The organism is uncultured Desulfovibrio sp. (assembly GCF_902477725.1).
GTDB lineage: Bacteria > Desulfobacterota > Desulfovibrionia > Desulfovibrionales > Desulfovibrionaceae > Desulfovibrio.
Genome location: NZ_CABSIF010000001.1, coordinates 194,663 through 215,526 on the forward strand (window position 1 = coordinate 194,663; position 20,864 = coordinate 215,526).

Below are 20,864 nucleotides of genomic sequence, written 5' to 3' on the forward strand. Positions count from 1 at the left end.
CGCCCCTAGCCGCCTTGATTGGTCGTCAGATGCTGCACGGCAACCTGTACGGCTTCACTCCCGCTGTCGGTAGTTATAGTTGTGCTGTGTACATCCCACACGGTGCCATTGCTCGCAGTCTGGGTAGTGGTTGTCCATGTATGCGAAGCATCAAATGACACAGCGGTGCTGCCGTCACTGCCAGTGCTGATGGAAACCCCGGTTTTGGAAGCAATTTCCGCCATATCGGTGAGGTTGTTCAAAGCATCGCCGGAGGTGCTGACCATTACCTCCACGCCTGTGATTCCGTCCACGCCCTTGGCGTGTTCCGCTCCTGTAAACAGGGCATCCACACTGCCGCCCTTGACCACCAGCATATCTGTGCCGTCGCCGCCATCGATGGTGTCGCCCTGATGGAAGACCAGCACATCATTACCTGCGCCGCCATAGAGATGGTTGCCGCCGTGATCAATGGCGAAAGTATTGGCTCCGCCGTCCAGAAAGTCATTGCCAGCGCCACCGTAGAGATGATCGTTGCCCTCCCCGCCGTAGAGATGGTCACCCTGATTACCGGCATAAAGGGTATCGTTGCCGTCCCCGCCGTATAATTCATTGTGTCCAGCGCCACCGTAGAGGATGTCGTCGCCTCCGCCACCGTAAAGGATATCGTCATGGCTACCGCCAAGGATGACATCATTATGCTCGGTGCCGGTGAGGTTTCCATTGGCAAAAAGCAACTGCCCGCCAGCGGCATCCAGTTGCGCGCCATCGTGCAGATCAATGCTCAAGCTGCCGGAATGGGTGGCCTCCGTACTGGTTTCATGACCATCGGTTACGCTGAAGCCAAACTGGTCATGCACATGCCCATCGGAAGAAGAGTCATAAGCATTCCGGAGAGTGCCAAGAGCGCTTTCTGCCGTGCCAAGAGCATATTCATAGCTGCCGTCAGTATGCATATGCATGGTGCCGAGGTGACTTCCACTGGCATCGGATTGGAATGCCAACACATCGGAGTGCTCATTATTGATCGCTGTGACATGCCCGAACAGCAGCCCATTATCCACATCTACCGCAATGGGGGCCTCGTTGGTGCCATTTACCGATACAGTTACACTGGAATCCACCGCGCCAATTCCGTCATTAACGCCAAGCTTTACAGTGTAGTCAGTATGCGTACCCTCCCGCATGCTGGCAGCGAGGGTGGCATCAGCCACAAAGGTATAACTCCATTGCTGGCCAGAACCCGATGTGTCTGTACCGTCGTGCGTAAACGTGAAGTTGCCGATCTGGGTTTGGGCAACATACGCGCCGCCAGAGTCTTTCACTACATTTGCAGAAACACCGCCGATGCTGACCGACAGGGTGTGGGCATTCGCCACATCTGCATCGCTGAATGCGAATGTTCCGCTTTCCGTAGCCGCATTATAGGTCGAGGCTGTTACCACCGGCGCATCGTTGGTGCCGGTGATGTTGACAACAACGTCATGGCTTACCGTGCCGCCGTGCCCGTCATTCACTATAACGGTGAAGGTTTCCGTGGCCTTCGCACCCTGGGCCAGTTCGTGGTTGGTCAGGGTGTATTTGTAGTTGCCGGAGGCATCCAGGGTCAGCTGTCCGTAGTGCCCTTCCACAACAGCATTTGTTGCACCGGAAGCCGTGGCGCTGCTAGAGCCGTAGGCAATGCTGTATGTCAGCAGTCCGGCATCGTTGGTGTCCACGTCCGCAGCACCCAGGTTCCCGGTGAGAGGGATTGCCCCCTCCACAATGGCAAGGCTGGGCGCGGTGAAGGTGGGGTCGTTGTTCACGCCCTTGAGGGTGATTGCCAGCGTCTGGCTGGCCTCAACGCCGTATTTGTCCACAGCCACAACGGTAAACGAGCCGCCTGCGGTTGCAACATCCTTGCCCTGGGCCTCGAGGTTCTTAGCGTAATCAGCATCAAGCTCGTAGGTATAGCTGCTGCCCACAAGCTTGAGAGTGCCGTGCCCATCATGCAGTTCCGTCACATACTTGCCGCCAGACATGATGTAGTAGGTCAGCGTATCACCATCCACATCTGAGGCGGTAATGGAGCCCGAAAGCGTCTGAGCGCTAGAGCCATTATCTGTGAGCGTTGTTGCACCTGCATCAAAGGCCTCCATTTTGGGGGCGTCATTGGTGCCCGTGACGGTGACGGCAACCTTTGCTGTATCCGTTAAGCTACCATCGCTCACGCCGACTGTGGCGTCGATGGTCAGGGTTTCACCTTGGGCAAGATGCGCAATACCGCCTTTGTCGCCCTGGAAATTGTAGGTGCCGTCCTTGTTCAGTTCCAGCAGGCCCATGTACACCGTGCCAGACGAGGTGCTTGTCGTATGCCAGCCAGAGGCATCCCTGTAGGCGTACACAGCCTCTGTGACGGAAGTGCTGCCAGATGCGATGGCATGCCCGTTGAGGTTGAGCGTGAGGCTGTCGCCCGCATCAACATCGTACGTCACTGCCGTCCCGCCGACTGTCAGGTTTGCCTGACCGTCGGCCACAAAGAGGGCCGCGCCCGAACCAGCCACACTGGAACCATCGGCATGCAGGGTAATGACAGGGGCATCGTTGACACCATTCACGGTGACGGTGAGAGGCGCATCAGTGTAGCCGCCATGTCCATCGCTCGCGCGAACCGTGAAGGTCACTTCATGCGATTTCCCGTCGCCAAGCTGTTGCACAGCCTCACTGCTGGTATTGAGATGGAATTCGTACTTGCCATCCTTGCCCATGATCAGGGTGCCATAATCGTTGTCCGTGACCATACCCGTGGATTTGCCGTCGCTGCCTACAATGGCGAAGCTAAGCGCATCCTTGGGCGCACCGGTCGCGGTTACGTCCGGATCTGTAGCGGTAATGGAGCCCTTGGCCACCATGTCCGCCGGGGAATCTTCCGTTACCGCGACATCAGAACCAGCCACCAGCACAGGGGCGCTGGGCTTGTCGTTGGCGTAATTAAGATCGGCGGACAGTTTGACATCCACCTTGTCGCCAACAGTGTTGCCATTGGAAAGAGTCAGCGTTGCACTGTCTTCCATATGCCCGCTGTAGTTCGTGCCGCCAGCGGGAGCCGCATAGGTGTAGGAGAAATTGCCGTTGCTGCCCTTGGTGACAGTGAATATGCCGCCGAGCTTGCCCGTAACCGTATACGAGGTTGGTTCAAGCTTGTCTGTTTCACCCTTGTCAACATCAGCCAGGGTGAAGGAGCCAGAAGGGTCTGTTTGCGCCCAGGTGCCGTCCGCATGCTGCTCCAGGGCCACGGTATCGTTCTGCGAAACCACGTACGGCTTGTCGTTGCTGCCATTGATGGTGATGGTGATTGTTTTGTAATCGCTGCCATTGGTAATCTCAAACTTCTGAGTAATGCTATCACCAGCCCGGAGCTGCTGCACTTCGGAGCTGTCGTTGTTCAGCGTATACGTATAGGAACCGTCGGGCAGAAGTGTGATGGTTCCGTACTTCGTGGGAATGCTGCTGACATTTTTTTCAGCATGTAATGGAGTAGTGCCATTAGCGTCTACAGTTGTATATTTGCCCGTGAGGCACAAGCCCGAATCGTATTGGGGGTGGTGGGAATTTTTTTCATCCAGTACGCTGCCCTTGGCAAATGTAGTGCCGTCCTCCTGAACCTTAACATTATCAATCGACTGAATATCAAGATCACCAACGCTGCCGCTACCACTGCCACCATCGCCGAGCGATGGTGCCTTTACATTGATAACCAGCTCAATGGGTTTATCTGCCACAGCGTTGTTTTCGTCGCGCACATAAACCTTGAAGGTCTCACTGGCCAGCCCGCCAATGGGATGTCCTTTGGCAAAGTCTTTATATTCCTGGCCGTTGAAGTCCAGCACGTACTGGTAGGAACCATCAGAATGGATTACCAGCGTACCGTATTCGCCCTTTATGCTCTGTGTGAGATTGCCTGTGGTGTTTCCCTTATTGTCTTCTTCCAGGGCAAAGAAGCTCAATTTGGTACCATGGTCCACATCGCTGACGATGTCTTTGGTGTTAAGCATACCACGCACCACAACATCGCCGCCGTGGGAGTTTGACCAAACCGCGGTTTCGTCGCTGTCCACAACAACAGTGTGCCCGGCAAGCTCCCCCTTGAGGAAGCTGGTGATGTCGTCTGTGCGACCGGCCAGTTTGAGGATATCATCCAGCGCGCCAAGTTTGTCCAAGAAGCTGTTGACGCCGCTGGCCATATCAACAAGAGCTTTAATAGCATTGGCTTCACCAGCCAGGGCTATAAATCCCTGAGCAAGCAACCCTCCGTGATCTTTGAGATTATCAATAATCTCTTTAGCTTCCTGCTCCACATACTTCTGGAGCAGATTCTGGTGGGTCACAAGGTAGTCTATTGCCGTATCCCCGGTTATGGCTCCAGTAAACTGGGCGGAGCTGTTTTCAACGCCCGTGAAGCTGTCGGTATACTTGTCTACCGAAAAGGCTCCCTGCGTAATATCCACCACCGGCACATCGTTGGTGCCGGTGATGGTAATGCTGAGAGAGCCATCAATGGACTGACCGTGCGAAGCACTGTCGCTGTGGGCGGTTATGTCGAGGTTCACACTGACATGTTCATTCTGGGCCAGACTATTGAATGCCTTGCTGCTGGTATCAGGCGTGAAGGTATAGGAACCATCCCCGTTCACATGCAATGTGCCGTAGTCGCCAACCTTGTAGTCATACCCGGCAGTGGCATTGCCGCTGCCGCCAACATCATGCGTACCCGTGCCGTCAGTATAGGACAGGGTCTTGTATGTGTAGGTGCTGTAGCTATCTTTCTCCGCGCCTGCGGTGAGGTTTTTGAGGGCATGACCATCGGCATCCAGATTGGTATCCGGATCATTCACCCCAAGATGCCCGCGAATAACCCCGGCAGCGAGTATTCCACCGCTGGCATCAACAGGCTGCGCCTTGTTGGCGCCCAGCTTGTCAGCCTCGGTATAGTGCAGAATGCCCTGGATTGAACCTGTAACGCCGTCTTCCTTGACGGTCAGGGCGTTGCCAGCCAGCTTGCCTGCGGCATCCTCACCTGTGATGGTAATGACAATGGGCTTGATTTCAGAATACGCACCGTCGGCATCCTTGACGCGCACATAGAAGGTATCGGTAACGGAACTGCCCTTGGCAAGTGATGTCAGGTCTTCTGTACGCTCATAGCGGTATTCGCCAGTGGCCTGATCAATGATCAGGCGACCGTATGTGCCTTGCTGAACTGGCATGTCGCCAGAATAGTCAGTGGTGGATTTTACCAGCGAGAAGGTGAACCCCGAAGATACCGTCTGGGCTGCGCCCCCGGTCTGCTCGTAATCCAGCAGTTCTACCCGCCCGGTCGTGGAATCCACATCGCTTTCAGAAAGGGTGACGGCAGGAGCCTGTGTAATGATAGGCCTGTCGTTGGCGCCCTCAATGCGTATGGAAACTGGGGCCGTGACCACGTCCGTATGCGTTGTAGTGTCATGAACGACTACTGAGAAGTTGTCCTCTGTGTGTTCATGAAAGTTCTTTTCCTGCACATCCGCATCGGTATTGTCCACAGTGTAGACGTATTTGAACACGGACGTGCCGTTGGCGTCAGTATGCGAGGTATCCTTGGAGATGGTCAGCGAACCGTTTTCCAGCTTGATGACAATATTGCCGCTGGCATCTTTGGCGGCCTGCCCCACGTCAAGAGTGCTGGCAGAACCACCCGTAAGGGTCAGCTTGCCATCGGCATCTATGCTGGCTGTGCCCGTTTGCAGACCTGTGCCAGCCATGAGGGCATTCAGATCGCAGTTCTTGCCGCCCACCTGAATAACATAGTGCAGCTTGGCACTTTCAGCAGCGGAGGCGAGAGCGTTGTTGTCCGTGGTATCGGCATCATGCGCGCCAATGTAGCCAGTGGCAGTGCGTACGCCAGCGCTACCGTCCTGCATTTTGGCGGCATTGGCAGCAGCAGCGGCACTGGTGACCGGGTTGACACCAGACTCCACCACAGCATTGCTGGGCGTGACCCAGCCAGTATTGATGATGGTGGGATCGTCATGGCCGTGGATCGTCACGGTGACTTCCTTGATGTCGAAAGCACCGAACTTGTCCACCACTGCCACCTTAAAGGTCTCGGAATGCTCTTCGTTCTTGCCAAGACTGATGACGTCGGCATTATTTTTAGCGATTGTGTAGGTATACTTGCCAGTGGCAGGATCAATGTTGAACGTACCGTATTTGCCATCCACTGATGTGCTTGTGGCTGGTGTTGTACCTTCATCGCCAGTCACGCCATTCGCCATGATACCAAATTTTATTGTTGTGTCCGGGCCAGTGACGACATCGTCGGGGTCTTTAACCGTGATATTACCATCAACGGAAGCGGCTGTGACGGCAGTCTGGTCGGTGACGTCAAGGTTGGCAGAGGCGAGTGTAAGCTCGGGCTTGTCATTGGTGCCGTAAATGACAATGGGGATGATAGTTGGCGTTGAAGACGCGTTGTGTTCGTCCACAGTCACGGCCTGGAAGTTCAGAGTGAGCTTGTCGCCGGAACCAAGGGCGTTGACTACGCTGCTGCCCGTAGCCAGCGTAAAGGTATATTGCCCGGTGGCTTCATTGAGGTACAGCGTGCCGTAGAGGTTATCCGCCGTATGCGGCTGTCCGGCGGCGTAGACGTTGATAACCGTGGCGTTGCCGCCACCAGTGCCGGGATATGCGCCAGTGCTCGCAACCATGTCTGCGCCGATGGTCGTGGTCTGGGTCGTGCCATCCTTGACAAAGGTGCCAGCCACGGTACCTGTCGAAAGCTCGCCGGAATCCGTGCCCAAATGCTTATAAGCATCGAGGTCGGCAGCAGCAGTGGAGTTGATAAGGCCATACGTTAACGTGGCTCCGGTGTCGGAATCCTTGCCTGCCAACTCGCCCTCAACCGAAGCAGCATAGCTGTTGCCATGGGCAGTTGGCGTTGCCGTATCTGCTGGCATATGAGCGTTCCCGCCGTCCAGCCGTCCGTCGTCCTTCAGCGTAAGGATTTGGCCCGTCACGGTGGGCGCATCATTGGTGCCCTGCACGTTGATGGTGATATTGTGCTCCACAGGAGTGCCGTGACTATCCGTGACAGTAATCTTGTAGTCCAGAGTTTTGGTCTGATCTTGGGCCAAGCTCTCAGTCTTGGACTGATCTACTGCATAACTGTACGAATAGGTGATCGATTCCGAGCCATCGCTGGTGTTGCCGTTTTTCACGCCAATAACAGTCAGGGTGCCGTAGGTATCATTGACGGTCCACGTGCCTTTGCCATTCATTTCGTGAATTCCGCTCAGATCTACTCCCGATGGGCCGCTGAGCGTAGCCTTGAGAACATCACTGGTGTCCCTGTCCGTCACGGTAAACGAACCTGTGCTTACGGCAGGAGCAGCCTTCATTTCCGACGGATTGGCAGGATCGGGCACAGAAATTTTCGTGCCATCAGCAGCCCAGTTGTTGTAGCCAGATATGCCCGAAGAACTACCCGTATGCGTGGGGTCAGCCTCAGAGGTCACGCCCGCTTCCTTGACAGTCAGGGTGCCGCTGTTCTTGTCAATCAGGGTCTGATCATTGGTGCCCGTGATTGTGAAGGAAACGGTTTCCGTGTCCGTGGAGCCGTGCAGGTCCGTCACCTTGACCTGGAAGGTTTCGGTATGGGTTTGTCCCTCGCCCAGATTCTGCACCGCATTGGAGCCATTGTTCAGATCATACTTGTAGGTGCCGTCCGGATTGACGGTAAGAACGCCGAACTTGGTCGTATAGGTAGCCACGCCAGTTCCTGGATCCACACTGGCCGTACCGGTAGTGGTTTCACCGCCGGAGGTGCCGCCAGCGATGGCATAGCTATGGTTGGCCGCGCCGTTGGTGCTGCCCTTGAACGTGCCGTCAGCATCGGCATCAGCCACAGTAAAGGTGCCGCTGGCCTGATAGCTGCCGCTGTCTTCCTTAAAGGAACCGGCGCTCGGTGCTGCCAGGGAAAGATCGGGCCTGTCGTTTGTGCCTGTGATGGTCACGGTAATGGGCTGGGTTACTGAGCCGCCATGCCCGTCCGCCACTTTGACCACAAAGGTTTCCGTGACTTTCTGGTTTTCGTTGAGCGCATCGGCCTTGGTGTTGTCGAGCGTGTAGGTATAAGCGCCAGTCTTGGGGTCAATAACAAGTGTGCCGTAGCTGGTGGTTACGGTTGTTGCGCTGTTGGTTCCACTGTTGTCCACCGTGGTGCCGGTTCCGGCGGCCACGCTGAAGGTCAGCTCGGGTTTGCCGCCAGAATTGTCGTTATCGTCCACATCCGTGGCGGTAACATAGCCTTGAGCCGCAACCGTGCCGTTGAAAAGATCATTGGAGTGGGCGGGGTCATGGCTGCCCTGCACGCCCTTTTCAATCACGTCAACAGCGATAGCGGAGCTGCCAATGACGGGATTGTCATTGGTGCCGTTAATAACCACTGTTATTGCCTGGGAGTGGTTAGCTCCATGGATATCTGTGGTGGTAACGGTGAAGCTTTCCGTGTGCGACTGCCCCTCGCCAAGTTTCTGCACGGCGGGCTTACTGTTATCCAGCTCGTAAGTATAGGTGCCGTCAGACTTCAGGGTCAATGTTCCGTAGTCCGTTGCGACGGAAACGGGGTTGCCAGCATGGCTGTTTATATTCATTGAGCCGCTGGCGGTCTGTCCCATGCCTGCAATGGAGAGGGTCTGACTGGCACCATCGTTATCAGGATCGGCCACGGCCCAGGTGCCTGCGGAGGTGGTTGTGGCAGCGTCTTCCTTCAGTGTGCCGGAGTCGCCGGGAGTTATGGTCAACTGGGGCTGGTCGTTGGTGCCCGTGATGGTCAGGCTGACGGCCTGATCAACATGCACGCCCTTGCTGTCCGTGACAGTAACCGTAAAAGTATAATTGCGCGTTTCGCCCTGATGGAGGGCCTGCGTTTCGCTGGCGTTGTTGTTCAGCTCGTAGGAATACGTGTAGGTTTTGCTGCTGCCGGAATCATTGGCAACGGCGGCACCCGCCGTGAGCGTAAACGTTCCTTCGGGCGTGGTGACGGTATAGGTGCCGTCATGGTTGTCCTTAAAAGCCGCGCCCGGCAATTCCTTCACCGCGATACTGACGGACTGAGTGTCGTTATTGTCCACATCGGTCACAGTAAAGCTGTGTCCAGAATCCGCATCCTTGGGCGTGCCTGCAAAGGCCTCGTTGGGGTCGCCATGCACATTCTTGACGCCGAGTTCCACCACCGACATTGCGGCGAGAGTCGGTGCGGTAGTGATGACAGGCGTGTCGTTAGCGCCCTTGACGGTAACGCTGACGCTTTCCTGCACATAGGCGCCAAAGCTGTCGCGTGCCACCAGACCGATGGAAACATCCCGCGAATCGCCATCTTGCATGCCCTGCACGGCGGGCGAATCATTGTACAGAGTGAACTTGTAGGATGCGCCCTTGGTGGGGTCTGCATCTTCTGTCAGAGTGAATTCGCCCACATAGTTTTTGGCTGTGGCGGCGGTGGATGCATCCGTGGTGGTCGTTAAGGTATGCCCGTCACTGGCAAGCACCACATACACCTTGCCGTGCATGGTGTCGCTGCCGGGCTGGATCAGACCGTAGTGCAGCGAGTCGCCATTATCCACATCATGCCCGATGATCGTGCCGGTCACAGAGCTTTGGGCGGTGCTGTCGCTGGCTTCAGTCAGGGTAGCGCTCAGGGCGGTGCTGCCGCTTTGGCCGTTCCAGGTATTTTGCGTAATGGTGGGCGTATCGTTGGTGCCCAGGATGTTGATAACAATGGCGTTGCCCGCCACGGTGCCGTCCCGCAGGGTTGAGCTGTTGCCGTCTTCAGCGCCGTGCTCGTCACGCACATAGGGCTCAAACTTCAGGCTGACCTGCTGGCCCTCGGCCAGTTTGTTGGTGGCCCCCTCGCCATCGACGTTTTTCAGCGTAAACGTATACGTGGCCGTGGTGTCGCTGGTTTTTCCCAGCACCAGATCGCCATAATTGGTGCTGATGACAATCTGCCCGCCCTGCTCGGCTATGCCCGTCACCACCACATCGGAAGTAGTATGGTCAGGATTGTTAACAGAACCGATCACAAACGTGCCCTTGAGGGTGCCGTCAGCGTTGACGCTGGTCATGTCCAGCAGATTGCCGTTCACATCCTTGAGGCCAAAATACAATTGCGCACCGTGGTCGGGATCATGAGCCGTAATCGTGCCGCTCAGGATAGCCTGCACACCGGGTGCACCGTTCAGCTCATCCGCATGCAGTTTGTCCCCCACAGGCTGGTCGGCGTAGACTCCGCCTTCCTTGAGCGTCAGCGTAGAGCCAACCCCCGTAATATCCGGCGCATCGTTGCTGCCAGTGATGACAACATTGATGGGCTGGGTCACGGTATGGCCCTGCCCGTCACTGATGGAGAAGACGATGTTGTCGGCCTGCTTCTCGCCTTCAGCAAGGCTGTCTGTGGGGCTGTCGGGATCCTGCTTGAGGGTGTAGGTATATTCAAAGGTGACATTGCTGCCGCCGCCCTTGGGCGTGATAACAAGCGTACCGTAGTCGCTTTCAATAGTCGTGGGGCCAGCGGTGCTGACCGCTACAACCTTGCCGCCCATGCTCACGGTGGTGGTCAGGCTGTCGCCATCCGGGTCGGCCACAGAAAATGAGCCGCTCTGGCTGACCACAGGTGCGGCGCTGGCGGTTTTGCCGTCCCATGCGGATTCCGTGAGGCCAATGGCAATGGCTGCACCACCAGTGGACAATGTGGGTGCGGCATTGGTGAGAAAGGACGAAGCGTAAGGATTGATGTTCGGCTGGGTATCGCCGCCAAAGCCAAGACGGTAATCAAGCCCGTCAAGGTGGTTTACGCCGTCTTCAAGCCCCGCGTTGGCAAAATCGCTGTATCTGCCGCTGCGGGTGGGCGATGCCGAAGGGCCGGCGGCAGGGGCAAGGTCAGGCCCGAAGGCGTTGAAAAAATCCGCACCCGCAATGAGCTGACCGTCAACCTCAAATGAGGGAATGTCGTCCTTGTTGTACTGGGTGTAAAAATTCTGCAATTCAATGGCTGCGCCATCGTCAAAGCGGAAAAAGAGGCTGTCGGAACCTTGCGGACGTTCAATGCTGACCTGGTCAGCAGAAAAATCAAGAACCATGCGGGCATCGGGCGCGCTGGGAATAACGGCAGTCTGACCGGCGGAGGGGCGAACAAGCTTGATGTCTGCCATGGAAATACCTTCTTTTTACTGGGCATTACAAAAACACCCGGTTTAACACGCAAAACGGCATAAGCCGCAAAAACGGCACTCACGCGTTTGCGGAAAAAAGGCGCCAATGCGCCGCAATGACGGGGAATAAAGAAGGGGAAACCTTCGCGAATAAAAAGGAAAAGCTTCCAGCAGCCAATGCTGCCGACAACCCTTTTTATCGACACACCGGAACCCGAAGCAGGTTCGGCGTAGTAATCATGTCTATGAGAGGCTCAGGGGCGGCCTCCGCCACTGGCCCGCGCAAATACGGCTGCTGCCGCCACGCGTGGTACCCAGCTCTGGCAAAAACAGTTTGCCGTGGTTTGCAAGGATATGTCAAGCAGCCCGTACATTTCTCCCCCGCCGGGCAAATATTTCTCCATACTCTGGCGAACACCTCAAATCCAGTTTTTTCAAAGATATCCGCATGCTCACGTATCAGTCGTCTACACTGTTTAAACAACTCATCTTACGCAACATCTCTATAATATTGATTACTATCATATATAAAATATTTGCATACAATATGTAATATCATTTACAATTGAAAAATTTTTTGTACTATACCCTATGATAAACCAGAAATATGCCGAATGAAATTGCATTAACAAGCGTTCCCCCAAATGATTACACACACAACCAACCACGTCCCTGACGCGGAGGGGAAAATGATTAGACTTACGACTATGCAAAAATTATTTTGCCTGTCACTGATTCTTTCATTATTTACTATTGCTGTTGGTATGTATGCAGTAAGCAACCTTAGCAAGCTATCAGATGACATTGACACCCTTTATAGCATGCACGTCAAAGGGCTTGATGCGGCTCGTGCAATGAATATCAGCGCGCTCAGAATCCTCCGGGAAGAAAAAAACATCATTCTGACCAATGAGGATGCAGAAATTCAGCGATATCTTGATATTCTTGCAAAAGAACGCAAGGTATTTGAAGGCATGATGCAAACTCTGCCCAAGTATTTCACCTCGGGCGAGGGCAATGCTTTGTGCAACAAAGTATTGCAATCTGCCCAGGCATGGCTTGCCGTACATGATAAAGTTGTAGAACTTGGCAAAACGAGCGATGCCGCCATGAACGAACAGGCGCAGAAACTATCCACTACCCAGGCGCGGCAAACAATGGCGGCAATGGCGCAAGACATTCAGAAGATTGTTGATTTCAAGCTCATGCGCACAGACCAGTTGAACGAAAGCAGCACGCGCATGTATGAAACCTCACGCCTTATCACCATTATTGGCATTATTGCCTCAGTGCTGGTGGGCCTTGGGCTGGGCTTTACCATGGCCCGCAACATGCTGCGCCAGTTGGGCGATGAACCCGCCTCACTTTCAAAGCTGGCTCTGGCAATCGCTGGTGGTGATCTGGACGCGCGCTTTGACCCGGCCCGCACAGAACAGGGCGTGTTTGGCGCCATGAAGAACATGGTAGCTACGCTGAAGACCAAGATCGCCGAAGCCGAACAAAAAGGCCTGGAGGCAGCGGAAGAGTCGAAAAAAGCCCAGCAAGCGACCCTTGAGGCAGAAGCTGCCCGCAAGCAGGCAGAACGGGCAAAGGCCGAGGGCATGTTGCAGGCCGCCCGCCAGCTTGAAAGCGTTGTGGGTATTGTCAACACAGCTTCCGAGCAGCTTTCCGCCCAGATCGAACAGTCCAGCCGTGGCGCTGACGAGCAGTCCAGCCGCGTGCGTGAAACCGCCACAGCCATGGAAGAAATGAACGCCACCGTGCTAGAAGTGGCCCGCAACGCCCAACAGGCAGCGGACGCCTCCTCCCAGACCAAGCAAAAAGCCCTTGAAGGCTCCAATATCGTCAGTGATGCGGTCAAGGGCATTGAAACTGTCCGGAATCAGTCGCTGGCCATCAAGGAAGACATGAACGCCCTTGGCAAGCAGGCTGAAGGCATTGGTCAGGTCATGAATGTGATCGCCGACATCGCTGACCAGACCAACCTGCTGGCCCTCAATGCGGCCATTGAGGCAGCCCGCGCGGGTGATGCCGGGCGCGGGTTTGCCGTGGTTGCTGACGAGGTGCGCAAACTGGCGGAAAAAACCATGTCCGCCACGCAGGAAGTAGGGCAGGCTATCCGCGATATTCAGGAAGGCACCCGCAAGAATATTGAAAACGTGGACAAGTCGTCGACGTCTATTGAAAGCGCCACCACTCTTTCTGTAAAATCAGGCGAGTCACTGCAACAGATTCTCACCCTTGTGGAACACGTGAACGATCAGGTGCAGTCCATCGCCACTGCCAGCGAAGAACAGTCCGCCGCCAGTGAGGAAATCAACCAGTCTGTGGAGCAGGTGGCTACCATTTCTGCGGAAACCGCCCAGGCCATGGAACAGGCCTCGCACGCTGTTTCCGAATTGCTGGAGCAATCACAGGTACTGCAAGGCCTTATCGCTGAAATGAAGGCTCAGGGTGAAGCCGCTTAGGCAGGGCTGCTTCGCCCCGTGCAGAATCCCCTGCTGCAACCACCTGCCTCCTGTTTTGCCGTCGCCTTTCGGGCAAATCCCGTTTTACGGAGTTTGCCCCCGCTGGTGACAGGGCTGCGGGTTGAGGTACAAAAAACTTCTCGCCATATGCCCTCGCGAGCAAGGATCTAGCCTGCTCCATCTTCTCGTTTGCGTTGACAAGATCAACACACCAAGCGCTGGCTCTGTCGGCGCTTTTTGCTATGCTGGCCCGCCTTCCTCCGATGACGCGATATCGCGTGATACAAAAATGAATCAAAGTGCCACAGCAGAACAATTCCCAAATGTTAAAACCCGCACTGTTGCCAAGTATTATGTCGCTACTATACAGCTTCTACATTCACAATATTTTTTCAGAATTTTAAATCTACATTTACTACAAACAAAACTCCAATTTATTCATTTTTATTAAATAATTTAATTACAAATACGATTTCGTTAATTTTTTTACACACCCTTACAACTAGCATCAGCCAAATACATTCTTTACAAGCAATATTCTTCGCCCTAATCTTATTACATAATCAGCCGATAATATAACTGTATAGCATTTAATGCTGATTGTTCACTCAATAAGATAAGGATTTTGTTCATGGTAGCAGGATTCAATCGTCGCGCTGATCTTTCGACGCCAATCTCAGGGGGGCAAGGATAATGCATTCCATCAAACAAAAAATTGCGCTGGCTGCGGGCATTGGGCTGATCGCCACGGCTGCCATACTTATGGCTTTCGGGCTGTATTCCACCAATAAAACCAAGGGATTTGTTTCCGACCAAGTTTCGCAGCTCTTGGAAAAAAGCGCCATTTCGTCCCTTGAATCGCTGGTTTCTGACAGAGCTTCCGTTGTGGAAACTGCCCTTCAGGACAACATTGACACTGCCCGCACAACAGGAAAAATCTTCGAGGTGTTGCGCGCCAATATCGGCAGCGAACACCTGCGCGATCTTTTTGTAAAAATCCTGCGCGCCAACCTTGATAACAACCCCACATATCTGGGTTCATATTCCGCATGGGAACCAAACGCCCTTGACGGTATGGACGCTCTGTACGCCAATACGGAAGCTCACGATGCTTCTGGCCGCTTTATCACGTACTGGAACCGCGATGAAACGGGCAAGATCAGCCGCCAGGCTCTGGTGGAATATGAAAGCCAGGCCAAACACGCCAACGGCGTGCGCAAGGGCGGCTGGTATCTTGGCCCCAAGGAAACCGGCAAGGAAAGTGTGCTTGACCCCTTCCCTTACATCGTACAGGGCAAAACGGAGTGGCTGACCACAATCTCCGTGCCCGTCAAGGAAAACAACAAGTTCCTTGGTGTTTCCGGCACGGACCTGCGCCTCACCTTCTTGCAGAAGATGGCAGAAGATGTTGATGCCAAAATATACAGTGGCGCTGGCGATGTATTTATTGTCAGCTACGATGGACTGGTAGTTGCCAACAGCGGCGATGCTTCCATGGTGGGCAAACCGCTGAGCAACGGCCTGCCCAATGCGGACAAGATCATGCCCAATGTGCGTGACGGCAAGGCCTTTGCCGGGCTTAGTTTGGACGGCAAATCCATTGTGGCATACGCCCCGGTCAAGCTTGGCCGCTCCGGCAAATTCTGGTCAGTACTTGTCAGATTGCCCAGAGATGTTGTGCTGGCTGATGCCGACGCACTTGAAGCGCAACTCAACGAGCGCGCTAAAAACGATGCATTCAATCAGATCATGGTCGGCGCAGGCGTGGCCTTGCTGGGCATAATCTGCCTGTGGTTCTTTGCGGGTTCGCTCACGCGGCCGCTCATCAGGGCCAAGAACTACGCCGAAGGCGTTGCCGCTGGCGATTTCAGCGGGGAACTGGTGGTGAACCAGCAGGACGAAATCGGCGTGCTGGCCAATTCTTTGCGCACCATGGTTTCCAACCTGCAAGCAATGATAGCTGAGGCGCACGCCAAGGGCGAAGAAGCTCAAAAAGCCATGCAGGAAGCACAGGCCGCCATGCAGGAGGCCCACGCCGCCAAGGCTCAGGCAGAACGGGCCAAGGCCGAGGGCATGCTGCATGCTGCCGGTCAGCTTGAAGGCGTTGTGGAAATCGTCACAGCGGCCTCGCAGCAGCTTTCATCCCAGATTGCACAATCGAGCCGTGGTGCGGACGAGCAGTCAGGCCGGGTGCGCGAAACCGCCACAGCTATGGAAGAAATGAACGCCACAGTGCTTGAAGTGGCCCGCAACGCCCAGCAGGCAGCGGACGCCTCCACCCAGACCAAGCAAAAGGCCCTTGAGGGCTCCAATATTGTCAGCGATGCAGTCAAGGGCATTGAAACAGTCCGGGATCAGTCGCTGGCCATCAAGGAAGACATGAACGCCCTTGGCAAGCAGGCCGAAGGCATCGGGCAGATCATGAACGTGATTGCCGACATTGCCGACCAGACCAACCTGCTGGCCCTTAACGCCGCCATTGAGGCCGCCCGCGCTGGCGATGCCGGACGCGGATTTGCGGTTGTGGCCGATGAAGTGCGCAAACTGGCGGAAAAGACCATGGCCGCCACGCAGGAAGTGGGACAGGCCATCCGCGACATTCAGGAAGGCACCCGCAAGAACATTGCCAACGTGGACAAGGCTGCCGTAACCATCGAAAGCGCTACAGATCTTTCCGTACGCTCCGGCGAAGCCTTGAGCCAGATATTCAACCTTGTCGAACAGGTCAACGACCAGGTACAGTCAATTGCGACTGCAAGTGAGCAGCAATCTGCAGCAAGTGAAGAAATCAACAAATCTGTTGAACAGGTTTCTGCAATTTCTGCTGAAACAGCTCAGGCTATGGAACAGGCATCGAGTGCCGTTTCTGAACTTGCGCAGCAGTCAAAAGTACTGCAAAATCTTATTCATGAAATGAAAACACAGAAATAAATAGCGCAATACATAATGGCTTGCCCGGCCCGCCCTCACGCTGATGCCGGGCAAGCCATTGACACACCTTCACTTTCACTGCATTAACCTAGGAGAATATTTTCCAATCAGCGATGCTGCATTTTTTGAAATAATATTTTGAAACTGCTGGCAAGCCTGACAGACTCGCAACTCCAACGGCCCAGGAATTCTATGCGCGGCTTTATTGCTGGAATATTGCTTTTTATGGCGATCGCATCCATTACGACCGCCGCAATTCCTGCCCCCGCTCTGGCAGCAGACAGCCAAGCCCCGATCATCGTTTCCCTTCCCCGTGAAAACGAGCCTTATTCTTTTGTTTCCATGTTCGGCGAACCCTCAGGCTTGCTTGTGGATATCTGGCGACTGTGGGGCGAAAAAGTCGGGCGAGACGTCAAATTTCGCATGGGGGAATGGCCTGACTTGCTGGCCGATGTCCGCTCCGGTCAATCGCAAATTCACGGCGGGCTTTTCCGCACCACCACCCGCTCCCTGCTGCTGGATTTCGGCCCAGCGTTCTTTCCCTCGCGCGGCGTGATCATTATGGCTTCGGGCGCCAACGCTGATCTGGACAGCACCCCGGCACCGGTCATCGCCACCCTCAAGGGCACCATCCTTGAAACGCATCTGCGCACCCGCTACCCCACCCTGCGTCTTTTGTCGCTGACATCTTTCAAGGACATGATCATGGCTGTGGGCGGCGGCCTGGCTCAAGGCGTTGCTGGGCCGCTCTTGCCGCTTATCAGTGCCATCGACCGCCTGGGGCTCAACGAAAAGTTTTCCACCGAGCCTTTCCCGCTGCTGGAGGATACCCTCCGGCCCGGCGTGCGCAAAGACGATATGGATACCCTGGAGCTTGTGGAACAGGGCATGGCCCAAATCCCCCGTGCGGAACTCATTGCCCTGGAAGAGTACTGGGTGCGCGTTCCCGCCATGCGGGAAATAAACAGGGTACGCCGCCCCCTGAACCTCAGCACGCATGAACGCCAGTGGCTCGAAACGCATTCGCGCTGGCGCGTTGGTTTTCTTAAGGACGGAGCACCGCTCGCCTTTACCAATAAGCAGGGGCAGTTTGACGGCATCAGCGCTGATATTTTGCGGGCTGTCGCAGGGATTCTGGGCGTGGAAATTGTCCCCCATCCCGAAGCTTCTACCCGAAACTTGAGCACAGATCTGGCAACCCAGCTGATAGATGTGGTGCCCTTCAGCGAAAAGCTGCCGCCTGCGCACGAAAATACGCACCAGCACAGCCTGTTGTTCTATCTGCCGCTGGATGTGGTCACCAGGGCCAATGCGGGCTTTTCCATTACCAGCCCCCGTGATCTGGCAAAAAAAACCGTAGCCGTGCTGGCATACCCCGGCGTGGCAATCCAGTTGGAAAAACTCGTGCCCAGCGCCATTGTGGTTCCCCTGCAAGTCATGGACGATGCCCTTAATGGCCTGCGATCAGGGCGCTACGATGCTGTGGTGGGCCTTTCTGTTTCCGTCAGTTTTTTTCTGACCAACGGCGAGCGCAACGACCTCAGGCATACCCGGCTGCCCGATCTGCGTTATGCGGCGCAAATTGCCTTTCGGTCTGACTGGCCAGAACTCCCCAGGATTTTTGAGAAAGCCTACGAGAGCATCCCCTACACCAACCTGCTGGAAATGGCCCAGCGCTGGGGCAGTCTGCGGCTCGAAAAGGATATTGATTGGGAACGCATCAAGCAGGTGGGCGGCGTGGTCGCCCTGCTTGTGGGCAGTTTTTTGTGCGTAATGCTGATTGCCAACCACAGGCTCGCGCGCGAAAGCCAGGCCACCCAGATTGCGTTAAGCACCCTGCGGCAAAGGGAGCGGCAGCTTAAAACTGTTATGGACAACCAGCCAAGCATGGTCATGCTGATTGACACGGCTGGCAGATATGTACTGGTCAACCGTCAGTTTGAACGATTTATAGGCCGCCCGGCAGAAGCCATGATCGGCAAGCAGAACGAAGATAACCTCCCCCCGGAAATTGCCGCTGCCGCAACACTTGCTGATGCAGAAGTTCTGAGAACCGGGGAGCCGCTTACCTGTGAAGAGTCCTACCGCAATGCCAGCGGCGACCTGCGAGATCTTGATACCTGCAAGGTTCCGCTCAAGGACGACAGCGCCAACATCTTTGGCATTGTCATTACTGCCACAGACATTACTGAAAGACGCAAGGCCGAGCGGCAGGCCCTGCGTACGCAGACCGAGATGGCTCAGATATTCAACGCCGCAGGCAGCGCCATGCGCGTGCTGGACACCAATCACATTGTCTTGCAGGCCAACGATGCCTTTCTGAAACTGCACGGGTTCAGCCGGGAAGAAGTGATCGGCGTCCGCTGTTCCGACTACACGCAAAATTCAGAAAAATGCACCATCTGCGCGGTTACGCGAGTGTTGAACGGCGCGCCCAAAGCTGCGGAAACCACCATGCGCCGCCGCAAGAACGGCGATGAAATTTGCTGCGATATTGTGGCTACGCCCTTTCTTTCGCCCGAAGGGGAACTGCTGGGGGCTATTGAAGACTGCCGCGATGTCACAGAGCTTGTAAAAAGCCAGCGGGCCATGCAAATGGCCGCGCGGGCTGCAGAAGAAGCCAACCGCGCCAAGAGCGAATTTCTGGCGAACATGAGCCACGAAATCCGCACTCCCATGAACGCCGTTATCGGCATGGCCTATCTCGCACTGCAAACCAAACTCACAGGCAAACAGCACAGCTACCTCTCCAGCATCAAGGATTCCGCCAAATCGCTGCTGCGCATCATCAATGATATTCTGGATTTTTCAAAAATTGAAGCGGGCCGCATGGATATTGAGCATGTGGACTTTGAGCTGGACGAAGTGCTGCAAGGGCTGGCAAGCCTCGACATTGTCAAGCTGGCCGAAAGCAAGGTCGAACTGCGGATTGACGTGGAGCCGGACGTTCCCTTCACCCTCATGGGCGACCCTCTAAGGCTGGGGCAGGTGCTTATCAACCTTGTGGGCAACGCCATCAAATTTACCGATCAGGGCGTGGTGTGTGTGCGGGTGCAAAAACGCGAAGCTGCGGACAACAAAATAACTCTGCTTTTCAGCATCAGCGACACTGGCGTTGGCATGTCGGAAGAACAGAAACAAAAGCTGTTCCACGCATTTTCTCAGGCCGACATGTCTACAACAAGAAGATTCGGCGGCACAGGGCTAGGGCTTTCCATTTCCAAGAGGCTTGTGGAAATGATGGGTGGCACGATCACTGTTGAAAGCACTCCCGATCATGGCAGTACATTTCTCTTTACCGCATCCTTCGACCTGCCCCCGGCCGATCTTGCCACATTGCCGGAGGTGCAGGCGCTCTCTGGCCTGCGCGCCCTGGTGGTCAACAGCGACAGCGCCCAGAGGGAGAAGCTGGGGCAAACCCTTGCTGGCCTTGGGCTGCAATACGGCGAGGCAGCAGACTGCACTCAGGGCGCGCGCGTTGTCGCAAAAGCCGCCAAGGCTGGCATGCCTTACGAAGCCGCGCTGATCGATTGCAACCAGGCTGAAAAAATCAATCTGAAAGCGGCAGCCCGGCTGAAAAAATTGCAGAACATGCCCGTCATTATCCTGACCGGGGTTCACAATCTAGGCAGACTCAATGCGCAGGCAACAGCCCTGGGCATCAATCATGTTCTCTGTAAACCTGTTTGCAGAACAACATTGCTGCGCGCAATCCAGGAGGCCACACGCAGCAGCCAGCAGGCAGAAGACCGCCTGCTGGCCAGCAACGAGCTGCCAAGATTTATAGAGGGGCTGGAAGGCCAGCGAGTGCTTCTGGCTGAAGATAATGAAATCAACCAGATTGTCGCCAAGGAACTGCTGGAAGGCATGGGCCTTGTGGTGGATATCGCCGATAATGGTCGCATCGCCTTGGATATGATTTGCAAAGGCGCATACGCAGCCGTATTCATGGACATACAGATGCCCGAAATGGACGGATTTGAGGCAACACGCATGGTACGCGCCACACCAGGGTTCCGCCATTTGCCCATCATTGCCCTCACAGCCCACGGCATGGTTGGCGACAGGGAAAAATGCCTCAAGGCTGGCATGAACGACCACATTTCCAAGCCCATCGACCCCACGGCTCTGGCAGAAGTTGCCAGGCGCTGGTGCCGCAAATCCGGTGGGGACATCCTACAGCAAACAATCGATTTGTAGGAAACCCGCCCCCTCGCCCTTCACACTGATCCTGCTGTACTGTTTCCCATACACTGCA

General features: G+C 55.2%; 4 protein-coding genes. 3 read left to right on the forward strand and 1 reads right to left on the reverse strand.

Translation table 11 applies throughout. The features are described 5' to 3' along the window. Nucleotides 1-5: 5 nt before the first annotated feature. Nucleotides 6-11,207, reverse strand: coding sequence for a VCBS domain-containing protein (locus tag RDK48_RS00845; protein ID WP_298996143.1), 11,202 nt, complete (start codon nucleotides 11,205-11,207; stop codon nucleotides 6-8). A 707-nt stretch (nucleotides 11,208-11,914) separates the two neighbouring features. Between RDK48_RS00845 and RDK48_RS00850 the strand changes: the two genes are divergently transcribed. The 3 genes from RDK48_RS00850 (at nucleotide 11,915) to RDK48_RS00860 (ending at nucleotide 20,806) form a co-directional block, all read left to right on the forward strand. Then, complete coding sequence (locus tag RDK48_RS00850) at nucleotides 11,915-13,675, forward strand: methyl-accepting chemotaxis protein (RefSeq protein WP_298996276.1); 1,761 nt, start codon at nucleotides 11,915-11,917, stop codon at nucleotides 13,673-13,675. Between the two features lie 693 nt (nucleotides 13,676-14,368). Further along, entirely contained in the window at nucleotides 14,369-16,606 is a 2,238-nt protein-coding gene (locus RDK48_RS00855; RefSeq protein ID WP_298996145.1) for a methyl-accepting chemotaxis protein, read from the forward strand. A gap of 225 nt (nucleotides 16,607-16,831) precedes the next feature. Then, on the forward strand, nucleotides 16,832-20,806 hold the full coding sequence (locus RDK48_RS00860; protein WP_298996147.1) for a response regulator: 3,975 nt from the start codon (nucleotides 16,832-16,834) through the stop codon (nucleotides 20,804-20,806). Nucleotides 20,807-20,864 lie beyond the last annotated feature (58 nt).

Excerpts from the sequence above, each read along its gene's own strand:
- RDK48_RS00845 (WP_298996143.1), bottom strand. The coding sequence starts at position 11,207 with ATGGCAGACATCAAGCTTGTTCGCCCCTCCGCCGGTCAGACTGCCGTT.
- RDK48_RS00850 (WP_298996276.1), top strand. The coding sequence starts at position 11,915 with ATGCAAAAATTATTTTGCCTGTCACTGATTCTTTCATTATTTACTATT.
- RDK48_RS00855 (WP_298996145.1), top strand. The coding sequence starts at position 14,369 with ATGCATTCCATCAAACAAAAAATTGCGCTGGCTGCGGGCATTGGGCTG.
- RDK48_RS00860 (WP_298996147.1), top strand. The coding sequence starts at position 16,832 with ATGGCGATCGCATCCATTACGACCGCCGCAATTCCTGCCCCCGCTCTG.